This window comes from Streptomyces sp. NPDC058985, assembly GCF_042740985.1.
Classification (GTDB): Bacteria; Actinomycetota; Actinomycetes; order Streptomycetales; family Streptomycetaceae; genus Streptomyces.
This window is the reverse complement of the sequence record NZ_JBHYJX010000071.1, coordinates 1-14024: the sequence shown is the minus strand read 5'-3', so window position 1 is coordinate 14024 and position 14024 is coordinate 1. Positions and strand designations below refer to the sequence as shown.

Below are 14024 nucleotides of genomic sequence, written 5' to 3'. Positions count from 1 at the left end.
TGGTGGGTACTGCGCCGGGGCTGGGATCAGCGGGCGTAGTACTCGACGACGAGCTGCTCGTCGCAGATCACCGGGATCTCCTTGCGGTTCGGCTCACGGTCCAGGCGGAACGCCAGGGCCTTGAGGTTCACCTGGAGGTAGCGCGGGGTCTCGCCGTCGGGGGCGAAGCCACCCTCGCGGGCGATGGTGAAGAGCGTCTTCTCCTTGGAGCGGTCGCGCACCTGCACGACGTCGTCCGGACGGACGCGGAAGGACGGCTTGTCGACCTTCTGGCCGTTGACCTGGATGTGGCCGTGGACGACCATCTGGCGGGCCTGGTAGATCGTGCGGGCGATGCCCGAACGCAGGACCAGCGCGTCGAGACGGCGCTCGAGCTCGATGACCAGGGCCTCGCCGGTCTTCATGTTGGTCTTGGAGGCACGCTCGTAGGCGCGGACGAGCTGGCGCTCGCTGAGGTCGTACTGCGCGCGCAGACGCTGCTTCTCCAGCAGACGGACCTTGTAGTCCGAGTTCTGCTTGCGGCCGCGGCCGTGCTCACCCGGCGGGTAGGGGCGGGCCTCGAAGTACTTGACGGCCTTCGGGGTCAGCGCGATGCCGAGGGCACGCGACTTCTTGACCTTGGGGCGGGACTGGTTCGCCACTGTCTGTGTCTCTTTCCTGATGTTCCGGCTTGTCAGGGTTGAGGGAGGTCGCAATCCGCAGCCGGGGAAACCCGTCCGGTCCCTCGCGGGACCTGCCGGGCAGCCGCTCCCTGGTCTGGGCACATACGTGCAGCACGCGAGTGGCCCACCGGCCGCTCCCGGGACTCCGGGTGGTGGTGGGCTGCCCGCGACACCTATCGACGGTGCGCGACGCTCCTGGAACCCCGAGGGGCTCCGGCTGGTTGTCCCGTTCTGACGGCACGGGACTCAGCGCTTCGGGCGATTCTACAGGCTGCTCAGGACCGCTTGCGACCGAGGTGTCCACGGGTCCACTCCACGGCGTCCGCGTAGCGGGCCTCGGCGCCGTGCCGGGTGGGCTCGTAGTACGTCCGGTCCTTCAGCTCGTCCGGGGCGTACTGCTGGGCGGCGATGCCCTCCGGCAGGTCGTGCGGGTACACGTACCCCTGCCCGTGGCCGAGCTTGCCCGCGCCCTTGTAGTGGCTGTCCCGCAGGTGTGCGGGGACCGGTCCGGCGTGCCCCTTGCGTACGTCGTCCAGGGCGGCGCCGATGGCGGTGGTCGCGGCGTTGGACTTGGGGGCGAGGGCCAGGGCGATGGTGGCGTGGCTCAGGGTGAGGGCGGCCTCCGGGAAGCCGATCATGGCGACGGCCTGGGCGGCGGCGACGGCGACCGGCAGCGCGTTCGGGTCGGCCAGGCCGATGTCCTCGCTGGCGGAGATCATCAGGCGCCGGGCGATGAAGCGGGGGTCCTCGCCGGCCTCGATCATCCGGGCCAGGTAGTGCAGCGCGGCGTCCACGTCGGAGCCGCGGATGGACTTGATCAGGGCGCTGGCGACATCGTAATGCTGGTCGCCGTCGCGGTCGTACTTCACCGCGGCCCGGTCGACCGTCTCCTCCAGGGTGGTCAGGGAGACCTCGGACTCGCCCTTGTCGAGCGCGGCACCGGCAGCGGCCTCCAGGGCGGTCAGGGCCCGGCGGGCGTCGCCGCCCGCGATGCGCAGGAGGTGCTCCTCGGTGTCCTCGGGCAGCCCCACCGACTCCTTGAGACCGCGCTCGTCGGTCAGGGCGCGGCGGATCAGGCCCCGCACGTCGTCGTCGGTGAGGGGTTCCAGGGTGAGCAGCAGGGAGCGGGAGAGCAGCGGGGAGATCACCGAGAAGTACGGGTTCTCGGTGGTGGCGGCGATCAGGGTGACCCAGCGGTTCTCGACGGCCGGGAGCAGGGAGTCCTGCTGGGCCTTGCTGAAGCGGTGGATCTCGTCGAGGAAGAGGACGGTCTCCTTGCCGTACCCGCCGACCGCGCGGCGGGCGCCGTCGATGACCGCGCGGACCTCCTTGACCCCAGCGGTGATCGCGGACAGCTCCACGAAGCGCTTGTTGGTGGCCTTGGAGACGACGTACGCCAGGGTGGTCTTGCCGGTGCCCGGCGGGCCCCAGAGGATGACGGAGGAGGGACCGGCGGGACCGGAGCCGCCCTCGCCGACCAGGCGGCGCAGGGGGGATCCGGGCTTGAGCAGGTGCTGCTGGCCGACGACCTCGTCGAGGGTGCGCGGACGCATCCGCACGGCGAGGGGGCTGCCGGTCGGGTCCTTCTCCTGGCGTTCTTCTGCTGCGGCGGTGAACAGGTCGGGCTCCACGCTCTGAACCCTACCGGGGGTCTGGGGGTCGCCCCCAGAGAGCACAGCACGGCACTGACAACGCGGCGGGGCAGGTCAGCTGGTCCAGAAGTCCCACCAGCGCGTCAGGATCATCATGCCGATGATGCCGACGTGCAGGACGGGGAGGACCCAGGTGAACTCGCCGAAGAAGCCGCGCAGCCAGCCCGGCGCGGGCAGGAAGCCCTTGCGGACGTTGAAGGACGTCACATACCAGAACATCACGATCGTGGCGACCCAGGCGAGGCAGCACCACAGGCACAGCGCGTTGATCCGGTACAGGGACTGGAACTGCAGCCAGGTGCAGAAGCCCACACCGAAGAGCGTGCCGGCGTTGAAGGTGAGCCAGTACCAGCGCGGGAAGCGGGCGCGGGCGAGCAGGCTGGTGCCGACGGCGACGACGATGCCGTAGGTCACCAGGCCGAGCATCGGGTTGGGGAAGCCGAAGACGGCCGCCTGGTCGCTCTCCATGACGCTGCCGCAGGAGACGACGGGGTTGAGGCTGCACCCGGGGGTGAAGGTCGTCCCGGCGACCTTGGCCTCGAGCAGCTTGAACTTGTCGAGCGTGATGACCCACGCGGCGAGCAGTCCGGCCGCGCCGGTGATCACCAGCAGCAGCGCGAAGGCGCGGCTGCCGCCCTCGGTGCGCGGTGTTCCGGATGCGGGTTCCGGCGCGGGCTCCGCCACGGTGGAGACGTCCTTCACTGTCGTCTTGCTCATCACGCCGATTCCGTCACTGGTGAGTCGGACCTGCTTCGGGCAGGGCCATTGTGCCGCACCACCCCGTATGGCCACCGTTCGATGAACATATGAACAGTCCGGCGATCACCCCGGAGCGGCCCGTTCCGGCCAACACCCGTTCCCAGGGGGCACGCGCGGACGAACACGCACGCCCCCTGAAGACGGGCCGGACGTACCAGCGTGCTAGCCGAGCCTGGACTCCAGCTCGGCCACGATCTCGTTGACGCCGATCGCGGTCTGCTCGCCGGACTCCATGTCCTTGAGCTGGACGACGCCGTCGGTCAGGTCGCGCTCGCCCAGGACCAGGGCGTAGCGGGCGCCCGAGCGGTTGGCCGCCTTCATCGCGGCCTTGAGGCCCTTGCCGCCGTAGGAGAAGTCGGCGGCGACGCCGTTCTTGCGCAGCTCGGTGACCTTGGCGAAGAGGATCCGGCGGGCCTCCTCGCCGAGCGGGACCGCGTAGACGGAGGTGGCGGACGGAATGTCCAGTTCGATGCCCTCCGCCTCCAGGGCGAGGACGGTGCGGTCGACGCCGAGGGCCCAGCCCACGGACGGCAGGGACGGGCCGCCGATCATCTCGGAGAGTCCGTCGTACCGTCCGCCGCCGCCCACCGCGGACTGGGAGCCGAGGCCGTCGTGGACGAACTCGAACGTGGTGCGCGTGTAGTAGTCCAGGCCGCGCACCAGCTTCGGGTCGTCCTCGAAGACGACGCCCGCCGCCGTGATCAGGTCGCGCACCTCCTCGTGGTACGCCTTGCAGGCGTCGCACAGGTAGTCGCGCAGCAGCGGGGCGTCGGTGAGCTGCTTCTGCACGTCCGGGCGCTTGTCGTCCAGCACGCGCAGCGGGTTGATCTCGGCCCGGCGCAGGGTGTCCTCGTCCAGGTCGAGGCCGCGCAGGAAGTCCTGGAGCGCGGCCCGGTAGACGGGGCGGCACTCCTGGTCGCCCAGGCTGTTGAGCAGGATGCGGAAGTTCCGCAGGCCGAGCGCGCGGTACGACTGGTCGGCCAGGATGATCAGCTCGGCGTCGAGAGCCGGGTCCTCGGCACCGATCGCCTCGGCGCCGACCTGGGAGAAGTGGCGGTAACGGCCCTTCTGGGGGCGCTCGTAGCGGTACTGCGAGCCCGAGTACCAGACCTTGACCGGCAGGTTGCCCGCCTTGTGCAGGTTGGCCTCGAGGACCGCGCGCAGCACGGGGGCGGTCGTCTCCGGGCGCAGGGCGAGCCGGTCGCCGCCCTTGGTCTCGAAGACGTACATCTCCTTGGTCACGATGTCGGTGGACTCGCCGACACCGCGCGCGAACAGCTCGACGTTCTCGAAGCCGGGCGTCTCGATGTAGCCGTAGCCGGAGTTGCGCAGCGGGGCGGCGATGGCCTCGCGGACCGCCAGGAACTTCGCGGAGTCGGGCGGCAGCAGGTCGTACGTGCCCTTGGGGGCCTTGAAGGTGCTCACGGGAGGTCTCTCGTCACATTCCTCGTCGGGGCGCGCCGGGCGCGCTGTGGCCGGCCGCCACCTGCCGCAGATACGGGTTGGTGGCGCGCTCCTGGCCGATGGTCGTGTAGTCGTTGTGACCGGGCAGCACCACGGTGGCGTCGTCGAGCGGCAGGACCACGCGGGCCAGGGACTCGAGCATGTCGTCCATGGAGCCACCGGGGAAGTCGGTGCGTCCGATGGAGCCGGCGAACAGCAGGTCTCCCGAGAACATGACCGGCGGGATGTCCGCCGACTCGGGCAGGCCGAAGGTCACCGACCCCTTCGTATGGCCCGGCGCGTGCGCGACGGTCAGCTCCAGGCCCGCCAGTGCCAGCTTGGCGCCGTCGGTCAGCTCCTTGACGTCGTCCGGCTCCCCGACCGTCAGCTCGCCCATGAGCGGCATGCCGATGGTGCGGCCGATGCCCTTCTCGGGGTCGCTCATCATGTACCGGTCCTCGGGGTGGATCCAGGCGGGCACGTCGTGCGCGCCGCACACCGGGACGACCGAGGCGACGTGGTCGATGTGGCCGTGGGTGAGGACGACGGCGACGGGCTTGAGCCGATGCTTCCTGATCGCTTCCTCGACTCCGGGGGCCGCCTGGTGGCCCGGGTCGATGATCACGCACTCCTCACCGGCGGCGGGGGCGACGAGATAACAGTTCGTCCCCCAGGCCCCGGCGGGGAACCCGGCAATGAGCACGATCGTCCTTCGTTTGTGTCGGTACGGGTGGGCTTGCGAACGGGCCGCGCCCATGGTCAGAGCCTACCGGCGGTGCCGTTTCCCCAGCGAACCCATATACGGTACGGGGCTACACGCCCACGGTCGGCTCATCGCACCCACGCGTACCGGTCGGCACACGAAGACGCATGAGGAGAGAAACCGGTGGTCAGCCAGGAGCAGCGGCGGCGTCAGCTCGCCCGGGAGAAGTTCTTGCGGCAGCAGCAGCGACGCACCTCCGCGCGACGCAGGGCGCGCACCCGCAACGCGGCGATCGCGTCGGTGCTCGGCGTGATTCTGATCGGCAGCGTCGCGCTGTACACGACCGGAGTGGTCCTCAAGGACGACGACGACAAGACGAACGCCAACGCGGAGGTCACACCGAGCCCTTCGGCCAGCGAGAAGGCCGAGGACCCGTGCGACAAGCCCGCCGAGGGCAAGGTCAAGACGCAGACCTGGAAGAAGGAACCTGCGATGACCATCGACAAGTCGGCGAAGTACTCGATGAAGCTGGCGACGACCTGCGGCGACATAGACATCGCCCTGAACGCGTCGGCGGCGCCGCACACCGTCAACTCGTTCAACTTCCTGGCGGGCAAGGGTTACTTCGACCACACCAAGTGCCACCGGCTGACGGACGCCGGGATCTACGTGCTGCAGTGCGGTGACCCGCAGGGCACCGGTTCGGGCGGGCCCGGCTACACCATTCCCGACGAGAACCTCAAGGACAAGAGCCTCAAGGGCAACGTGTACCCGGCGGGCACGGTCGCGATGGCCAACCAGTACAACCCGCAGGCGAAGCAGGGGCGCGACACCGGAGGCAGCCAGTTCTTCCTGGTCTACCAGGACAGTCAGCTGTCGCCCGACTACACGCCGTTCGGCACGGTCTCCGAGGACGGGATGAAGGTCCTCAAGAAGATCGCCGCCGCCGGGGCCCAGGCGGCCGACCCCGCGACAGGGAACACGGCACCCAACGCGACGGTCGTGATCGACAAGGCCACCGTCTCGAAATCCTGACCCTCATCAGCGAAGTTCGGTCGCGCGGGATGCGGACAGGCCGCCCGCCGGTCGCCTATCTTGGCCGTGACGAAACTGTGGACGATGCCCGGGGGAAGCGAATCCCTCCGTCGGCATCATGTGGAGGAGGCGCTGTGAGCAGCGACCCGTGGGGCCGCGTCGACGAGACGGGCACCGTGTACGTGCGTACGGCCGACGGCGAGCAGGTCGTCGGATCCTGGCAGGCGGGCTCCCCCGAGGAGGCGCTGGCCTATTTCGAACGCAAGTACGAAGGCCTGGTTGTCGAGATCGGCCTCCTCGAAAAGCGGGTGAAGACCACCGACCTGTCGGCGAAGGACGCCCAGACCGCCGTCGACCACCTGCGCGAGCAGGTGGACGCGCACCACGCGGTCGGCGACCTGGACGCGCTGCGGGCCCGGCTGGACAAGCTCGTCGGCCTCGTGGAGACACGGCGCGAGGAGCGCAAGGCCCAGCGGGCCAAGCAGTCCGACGAGGCGCGCGGCGCCAAGGAGGCGCTGGTCGCCGAGGCGGAGGAGCTGGCGCGCTCCGACCAGTGGCGGGTGGCCGGTGAACGGCTGCGCTCCCTGGTGGACACCTGGAAGGGCCTGCCGCGCCTGGACCGCAAGTCCGACGACGAGCTGTGGCACCGGTTCTCGCACGCGCGCTCGGCGTTCTCCAAGCGCCGCAAGCAGCACTTCGCCCAGCTCGACGCGCAGCGCGAGGAGGCCCGGCAGACCAAGGAACGGCTGGTCTCCGAGGCCGAGGCGCTGTCGAACTCCACGGACTGGGGGCCGACGGCCGCGCGCTACCGCGACCTCATGTCCGAGTGGAAGGCCGCCGGCCGTGCGCAGCGTGAGCACGAGGACGACCTGTGGAACCGCTTCCGCGGCGCCCAGGACGTGTTCTTCGCCGCCCGCGGCTCGGTCTTCGCCGAGCGGGACGCCGAGCAGGCAGAGAACCTGAAGCTCAAGGAGGAGCTGGTCGAGGAGGCCGAGAAGCTCGTCCCGGTCAAGGACCTGAAGGCGGCCCGGGCCGCGTTCCGCTCGGTCAACGAGCGCTGGGAGGCCATCGGCCACGTCCCGCGCGACGCCCGCCCGAAGGTCGAGGGGCGGATGCACGCGGTCGAGCGGGCGCTCCAGGACGCCGAGGAGACCGAGTGGCGCCGGACCAACCCGGAGGCACGCGCGCGTGCCGAGGGGCTGACCGGACAGCTGCAGGCCGCCGTCGACAAGCTGCGCTCCCAGATCGACCAGGCGCGTGCCCAGGGCAACGACGCCAAGGCCGACAAGCTGCAGCGCGAGCTGGAGGGCCGGCAGGCGCTGCTGGACCAGGCGCTGAAGGGCCTGCACGAGTTCGGCGGCTGACACCCGCGCAGACGAGAGGGGCTCCCGTACGCACCGTACGGGAGCCCCTCTCGTCTGTGTCGTACGGGCCCGTGCGGGTCTGTACGGGCCGCTAGGACGGCCTGCGCGCCGAGGTCACCCTGTACACGTCGTAGACGCCCTCCACGCCGCGTACGGCCTTCAGCACGTGCCCGAGGTGCTTCGGGTCGCCCATCTCGAAGGTGAAGCGGGAGGTGGCCACCCGGTCGCGGGAGGTCTGGACGGCCGCGGAGAGGATGTTGACGTGCTGGTCGGAGAGCACGCGGGTGACGTCCGACAGCAGCCGGGAGCGGTCCAGGGCCTCGACCTGGATGGCGACCAGGAAGACGGAGGACTGGGTGGGCGCCCACTCGACCTCGAGGATGCGCTCGGGCTCACGGGAGAGCGAGTCCACGTTCACACAGTCGCTGCGGTGGACCGAGACGCCGCTGCCCCGGGTGACGAAGCCGATGATGGGGTCACCGGGTACGGGCGTACAGCAGCGGGCCAGCTTGACCCACACGTCCTCGACGCCCTTGACGACGACGCCCGGGTCGGCGCTGGTCCGGCGTTTGCGGCCGCGACCGTGGGCCGGCGGGATCGACTCGTCGATCTCCTCGGTCGCGGCCTCCTCGCCCCCGAGCGCCTGGACGAGCTTCTGCACGATGTTCTGCGCGGAGACATGGCCCTCGCCGATCGCCGCGTACAGCGCGGAGATGTCCGAGTAGCGCATCTCGTGGGCGAGGGTGACCAGGGAGTCGCCGGTCAGGATGCGCTGGATCGGCAGGTTCTGCTTGCGCATGGCGCGGACGATGGCGTCCTTGCCCTGCTCGATCGCCTCGTCGCGGCGCTCCTTGGAGAACCAGGCGCGGATCTTGTTGCGGGCGCGCGGCGACTTCACGAAGCCGAGCCAGTCCCGGGAGGGGCCCGCGCCGGCCGCCTTGGAGGTGAAGACCTCCACCAGGTCGCCGTTGTCCAGGGTGGACTCCAGCGGGACGAGCCGGCCGTTGACCCGTGCCCCTATGGTGCGGTGGCCGACCTCGGTGTGGACGGCGTAGGCGAAGTCGACGGGGGTGGCGCTCGCCGGGAGCGCTATGACGTCGCCCTTGGGGGTGAAGACGAAGACCTCGTTGCGGGAGAGGTCGAAGCGCAGGGACTCCAGGAACTCGCCCGGGTCCTCGGTCTCCTTCTGCCAGTCGAGGAGCTGGCGCAGCCACGCCATGTCGTTGAGGTGGTCGTCCTTGCCCTTGCCGGACGACTTGGGCGCGTCGCTGCGCACCTTGGAGGCGCCGGCGACGGCCTCCTGCTTGTACTTCCAGTGCGCGGCGATGCCGTACTCCGCGCGGCGGTGCATGTCGAAGGTGCGGATCTGCAGCTCGACGGGCTTGCCGCCGGGTCCGATGACCGTCGTGTGCAGCGACTGGTACATGTTGAACTTGGGCATCGCGATGTAGTCCTTGAACCGCCCCGGAACCGGGTTCCAGCGGGCGTGGACCGTGCCCAGCGCCGCGTAGCAGTCGCGGACGGTGTCCACCAGGACACGGATGCCCACCAGGTCGTAGATCTCCGCGAAGTCGCGGCCGCGGACGATCATCTTCTGGTAGACGCTGTAGTAGTGCTTGGGGCGGCCGGTGACGGTCGCCTTGATGCGGGCCGCGCGCAGGTCCTGCTGGACCTCGTCGGTGACGACGGCGAGGTACTCGTCGCGCTTGGGGGCGCGCTCGGCGACCAGGCGGACGATCTCGTCGTACATCTTGGGGTAGAGGATCGCGAAGGCGAGGTCCTCCAGCTCCCACTTGATGGTGTTCATGCCCAGCCGGTGGGCGAGGGGCGCGTAGATCTCCAGGGTCTCGCGTGCCTTCTTCTCCTGCTTCTCGCGCTTGAGGTAGCGCATGGTGCGCATGTTGTGCAGGCGGTCGGCGAGCTTGATGACCAGGACGCGCGGGTCCTTGGCCATGGCGACGACCATCTTGCGCACGGTCTCGGCCTGCGCCGCCTCGCCGAACTTGACCTTGTCGAGCTTGGTGACGCCGTCGACGAGCAGGGTGACCACGTCACCGAAGTCGCGGCGCAGGTCCTCCAGGCCGTACTCGGTGTCCTCGACGGTGTCGTGCAGCAGGCCGGCCATCAGCGTGGCCGGGTCCATGCCCAGCTCGGCGAGGATGGTGGTGACGGCGAGCGGGTGCGTGATGTACGGGTCGCCGCTCTTGCGCTTCTGCCCCCGGTGCCAGCGTTCGGCGACCTGGTAGGCGCGCTCGATCTGGCGCAGGGTGGCCGTCTCGATCTTGGGGTCGTTGCCGCGCACTATCCGCAGCAGGGGCTCCAGGACCGGGTTGTACGGGTTGGCGCGCTGGACGCCGAGGCGGGCCAGGCGGGCGCGGACGCGGTTGGAGGAGCCGGAGCGGGCGGACTGGCCCGCGGGGGTGCGGACCACCGGCGCGTTCTGCGGGCGCTCGGGCGGCAGCGGCTTGGGGTGCGGCTGCTGCTCGGCGGGCTTGTCGACCGGCCCGGACGAGGCGTGCCTGATCGGCCCACGCGTGTCGTTCTTCGCCTGGGGCGCGCTGGGCGCGGGCTTCGCCGCGGGCGCCGAGGCGGACTCGGGCTTTGCGGCGGTCAGTGGCTGGGCCTCGTCTGGCAAGAGGACTCCTCGTGCGCGATCCGGGTCCCCCGGTCAGGCTCCGGAGATCCCATGGTAGCGATCCTGCCCCCGGGGATCGCCTTCAGGCCAATGTGGGGGCCGTCAACTCGGGAAACGCCTGAGGCGGGCGCCGGATTCCTCCGGGCCCGCCTCAGGCGCGCGGTGTGCGCGGTCAGACGGTGAGCAGCGCCTTCAGCGGCGCCCCCGCCAGGGCCGGCTCCAGGCGGGCCCGGCCGCCGAGGAAGCCCAGCTCCATCAGGACGGCGAGGCCAGCGACCTGGGCGCCGGCCCGGCGGATCAGCTCCAGGGACGCCTCGGCGGTGCCGCCGGTGGCGAGGACGTCGTCGACGACCAGGACACGGTCGCCCGCGTCCAGGTCCTCGGCGTGCACCTCGATCTCGGCGGAGCCGTACTCCAGGTCGTACGCCTGGCCGAGGGTGGCTCCGGGGAGCTTGCCCGCCTTGCGTACGGGGATGAAGCCGAGGCCCGCCCGCAGGGCCACCGGGGCGCCCAGGATGAAGCCGCGGGCCTCCAGGCCGACGACCTTGGTGGCCCCGGTCCGCCCGGCGACCTCGGCGAGCGCGTCGGTCAGGACGGTGAAGGCCGCGGGGTCGGCCAGGAGCGGGGTGATGTCCTTGAACACCACGCCCGGCTCCGGGTAGTCGGCCACGTCACGGATGCGGCTGAGCAGCAGCTCCGTGATGTCGGTCGTGCCGGTCATCGGCGCTTCCCCGAAGGACGGCCGCGGCCCCGGCCGCGGGAGGCGGTCTGGTTGCGGGGGCCGACGACCGCGGCGGCCGCGTCGTCGGGTTCCTCGTCCGCGTAGGGCTCACCGTCGTCCGCGGACTGTGCGGGCTCGCCCTTGGCGGCGGCCTGGGCGCGCTTGGCCAGGACGCGCTTCTTGAGGGCCTTCATCTGCGGCTCGGCCTCCTTGAGGTCGGCGACGAGCGGCGTGGCGATGAAGATCGACGAGTAGGCACCCGCGGCGAGACCGACGAACAGCGACAGCGAGATGTCGTTGAGCATGCCGGCGCCGAGGACACCGCCACCGATGAACAGCAGACCGCCCACCGGCAGCAGCGCGACCACCGTGGTGTTGACGGAGCGGACCAGGGTGCTGTTGATCGAGCGGTTGGCGATCTCGCCGTAGGTCCAGCGGGTCTGTTTGGTGATGTCTCTCGTCTGCTCCTTGAGACTGTCGAAGACGACGACGGTGTCGTAGAGCGAGTAACCGAGAATGGTCAGCAGACCGATCACCGTGCCCGGTGTGACCTCGAAGCCGACGAGGGCGTAGATGCCGACGGTGATGGTGATGTCGTGGATCAGCGCGACGAACGCGGCGAGTGCCATGCGCCACTCGAACGCGATCGCCAGGTAGATCACCACCAGGACCATGAAGATCCCCAGGCCCTGCCAGGCCTTGTCGGCGATCTGGTCACCCCAGCTGGGGCCGACCAGGTCGGCGTTGATCTTCTCGGCGGGGACGTCCAGGTCCTTGGAGAGCTGCTGCTTGATCTGGTCCGACGCCCCGGTGTCGGTGCCCGCGATCTGGATGCGGAGGCTGCCGTCGCCGAGCTTCTGGACGATCGCGTCGTGCCCGGAGGCTTCTTCCGCGTAGCCCTCCGCCTGGGAGACCGAGGCGCTCACGTTCTTCGGGGTGGTGAAGACCGCGCCGCCCTGGAACTCGATGCCCATGTGCAGGCCCCGCACCGCCAGGCCGACGATGGCCGTGATGGTGATGAGGATCGAGATGCCGTACCAGAGCTTGCGGTTCTTGACGAAGTCGTAGCCGACCTCGCCGTGGTGCAGTCGGGCGCCGAGGTTGCCGAGCTTTCCCATCTCACGCCTCCTTCGGGTCGACGGGGCCGGCGGGACGGGACGTACGGCGGGTGCGGCGCAGCGGCGGCTTGGCGCCCAGGCTCTTCGGGTCGAGGCCGGACCACTTGTGGCCGCTCGCGAAGAACGTGCGGCGGGCCATCAGCGTCAGCAGCGGCTTGGTGAAGAGGAACACCACGACCACGTCGAGGAGGGTGGTCAGACCCAGCGTGAACGCGAATCCCTGCACCTTTCCGACGGTGACGATGAAGAGCACCGCGGCGGCGAGGAACGACACGAAGTCGGAGACCAGGATGGTGCGCCGGGCGCGCGGCCAGGCCCGCTCGACGGCGGGACGCAGGGTGCGGCCCTCCCGGATCTCGTCGCGGACGCGTTCGAAGTAGACGATGAACGAGTCCGCCGTGATGCCGATGGCGACGATGGCCCCGCAGACGGCCGGCAGGTTCAGCGCGAAGCCGATGGTCGGGCCGAGCAGCGACATGATCACGTAGGTCAGACCCGCGGAGACCAGCAGCGAGGCGACGGCGATGAACGACAGGCCGCGGTAGTAGACCAGCAGGTAGAGGACGACCAGGACGAGGCCGATGGCGCCCGCGATCAGACCGGCCTTGAGCTGCTCACCGCCGAGCGCGGCGGTGACGGTGGTGACGCTGTCCTCCTTGAAGGTCAGCGGCAGGGCACCGTAGGACAGCATGTTGGCGAGGCCCTGGGCCTCCTCCTGGTCGAAGTTGCCGGAGATCTCCGCGCTGCCGCCGGTGAGCGCCTGGCTGACGTACGGGTCGGAGACGACCTCGTTGTCCAGGACGATGGCGAACTGGTTCTGCGGGGACTGGTTCTTCGCCAGCTTGCCGGTGATGTCCGCGAACTTCTTGCCGCCCTCGTCCGTGAACTTCATCGTCACGGTCCAGCCGGCGCCGGTCTGGGTGTTGAGGACGGCCTCGGACTTGTCGATGTCCGTGCCGTCGACCGAGGCGGGGCCGAGGACGTACTTCTGCCACTGGCCCTGCGAGTTCTGGCCACAGGCCACCATCGAGTCGCCGGGCTTGGAGCCGTCGCCGGCCTTGGCGCGGTCGGCCGCCTTCGTGCAGTCCAGCGCCGCGTACTGCTGCTGGAGCTTGGCGTTGGCGTCGTCGCCGGAGGGGCTGCCGCTCGGGGACGGGGAGGCACCGTCGGAGGTCTTGGCAGACGGGCTGGGGTCGGCCTTGAGGGCGTCGGACGCGGCGCGGCCCTGGCTGGTGGCGCCGGCCGAGGCGGAGGCGGAGGGCGTGGAGCTCGCGCCGTCCTCGTCGGTCGCCTTGTCCTGGCCGTCGGTGGCCTTGTCGGTGGCCTTGTCGCTCGCCTTGTCCGAGGGGTCGCCGGTGGCGCTCGGCGACGGGCTGCCCGTCGCGTTCGCACCGGAGAGCTCGGTGGCTACGACCGGGCGGAAGTACAGCTTGGCGGTGGTGCCGACCTGCTGGCGCGCTTCCTCGGAGTTCGTCCCCTTGGGGATGTTGACGATGATGTTCCGGTCGCCCTGGGTCTGGACCTCGGCCTCGGAGACACCCAGACCATTGACACGGCGCTCCATGATGTCGACCGCGGTGTCCATGTTGGTCTTGTTGATCGCGGACTCCTGGCCCGCTTCCGGGACCGCCCGGAGGGTGATACTGGTGCCGCCGGCCAGGTCGATACCGAGACGCGGAGTCGTGTGTCCGGAGGCGAACATGCCTCCGGTGAGCGCCACGATGGCGATCAGAATCAGGGCCAGCGAGCGCCCGGGCCTACTCGGAGCGCTCGCATTCTTTCCCTTTTTAGGTGCTACCACCTTTGCGTACTCCCTCTCGGGCCGCTTCGCGCCAAGGAGGCGTCACCGGCGGCCATCACATGGTGTCCGGATCCGTGCGAGCCACGCGTCACACGGGGTGGGGGGGGGGGGGCCACCCGCACGCCCCCCCC

11 protein-coding genes are annotated in these 14024 nt (G+C 70.1%); 2 read left to right on the top strand and 9 right to left on the bottom strand.

The genetic code is table 11. The features are described from left to right. Positions 1 to 26: 26 nt before the first annotated feature. From rpsD to ACFW01_RS36355, 5 genes are all read right to left on the bottom strand, one after another. Positions 27 to 641 carry a 30S ribosomal protein S4 gene (gene rpsD / locus ACFW01_RS36375; RefSeq protein WP_007447552.1) on the bottom strand — a complete coding sequence of 205 codons (615 nt, stop codon included), beginning with the start codon at positions 639 to 641 and terminating at the stop codon, positions 27 to 29. 296 nt (positions 642 to 937) lie between these two features. Continuing rightward, positions 938 to 2293: a replication-associated recombination protein A gene (locus ACFW01_RS36370; RefSeq protein WP_234958289.1), complete on the bottom strand. Its 1356-nt coding sequence runs from the start codon at positions 2291 to 2293 to the stop codon at positions 938 to 940. Between the two features lie 75 nt (positions 2294 to 2368). Continuing rightward, positions 2369 to 3031: a vitamin K epoxide reductase family protein gene (locus ACFW01_RS36365; protein WP_234958290.1), complete on the bottom strand. Its 663-nt coding sequence runs from the start codon at positions 3029 to 3031 to the stop codon at positions 2369 to 2371. A gap of 204 nt (positions 3032 to 3235) precedes the next feature. Then, on the bottom strand, positions 3236 to 4498 hold the full coding sequence (gene hisS, locus ACFW01_RS36360; protein ID WP_234958291.1) for a histidine--tRNA ligase: 1263 nt from the start codon (positions 4496 to 4498) through the stop codon (positions 3236 to 3238). Positions 4499 to 4511: 13 nt separating this feature from the next. Continuing rightward, complete coding sequence (locus tag ACFW01_RS36355; RefSeq protein ID WP_234958292.1) at positions 4512 to 5219, bottom strand: MBL fold metallo-hydrolase; 708 nt, start codon at positions 5217 to 5219, stop codon at positions 4512 to 4514. Between the two features lie 183 nt (positions 5220 to 5402). On the opposite strand from ACFW01_RS36355, the gene ACFW01_RS36350 reads away from it, so the two are divergent. Next, complete coding sequence (locus tag ACFW01_RS36350; RefSeq protein WP_234958293.1) at positions 5403 to 6254, top strand: peptidylprolyl isomerase; 852 nt, start codon at positions 5403 to 5405, stop codon at positions 6252 to 6254. Between the two features lie 134 nt (positions 6255 to 6388). Further along, positions 6389 to 7618 (top strand): DUF349 domain-containing protein, encoded by a 1230-nt coding sequence (locus tag ACFW01_RS36345; RefSeq protein WP_234958294.1) that lies wholly within the window; start codon positions 6389 to 6391, stop codon positions 7616 to 7618. A 91-nt stretch (positions 7619 to 7709) separates the two neighbouring features. On the opposite strand, the gene relA is transcribed toward ACFW01_RS36345, so the two are convergent. From relA to secD, 4 genes are all read right to left on the bottom strand, one after another. Further along, positions 7710 to 10253 carry a GTP pyrophosphokinase gene (gene relA / locus ACFW01_RS36340; protein ID WP_234958295.1) on the bottom strand — a complete coding sequence of 848 codons (2544 nt, stop codon included), beginning with the start codon at positions 10251 to 10253 and terminating at the stop codon, positions 7710 to 7712. 172 nt (positions 10254 to 10425) lie between these two features. Then, entirely contained in the window at positions 10426 to 10974 is a 549-nt protein-coding gene (locus ACFW01_RS36335) for an adenine phosphoribosyltransferase (protein ID WP_234958296.1), read from the bottom strand. After that, positions 10971 to 12092, bottom strand: coding sequence for a protein translocase subunit SecF (gene secF / locus ACFW01_RS36330; protein ID WP_234958297.1), 1122 nt, complete (start codon positions 12090 to 12092; stop codon positions 10971 to 10973). The genes ACFW01_RS36335 and secF overlap by 4 nt, the downstream gene beginning before the upstream one ends. A 1-nt stretch (position 12093) precedes the next feature. Continuing rightward, positions 12094 to 13893 carry a protein translocase subunit SecD gene (gene secD / locus ACFW01_RS36325; protein WP_234958298.1) on the bottom strand — a complete coding sequence of 600 codons (1800 nt, stop codon included), beginning with the start codon at positions 13891 to 13893 and terminating at the stop codon, positions 12094 to 12096. Positions 13894 to 14024 lie beyond the last annotated feature (131 nt).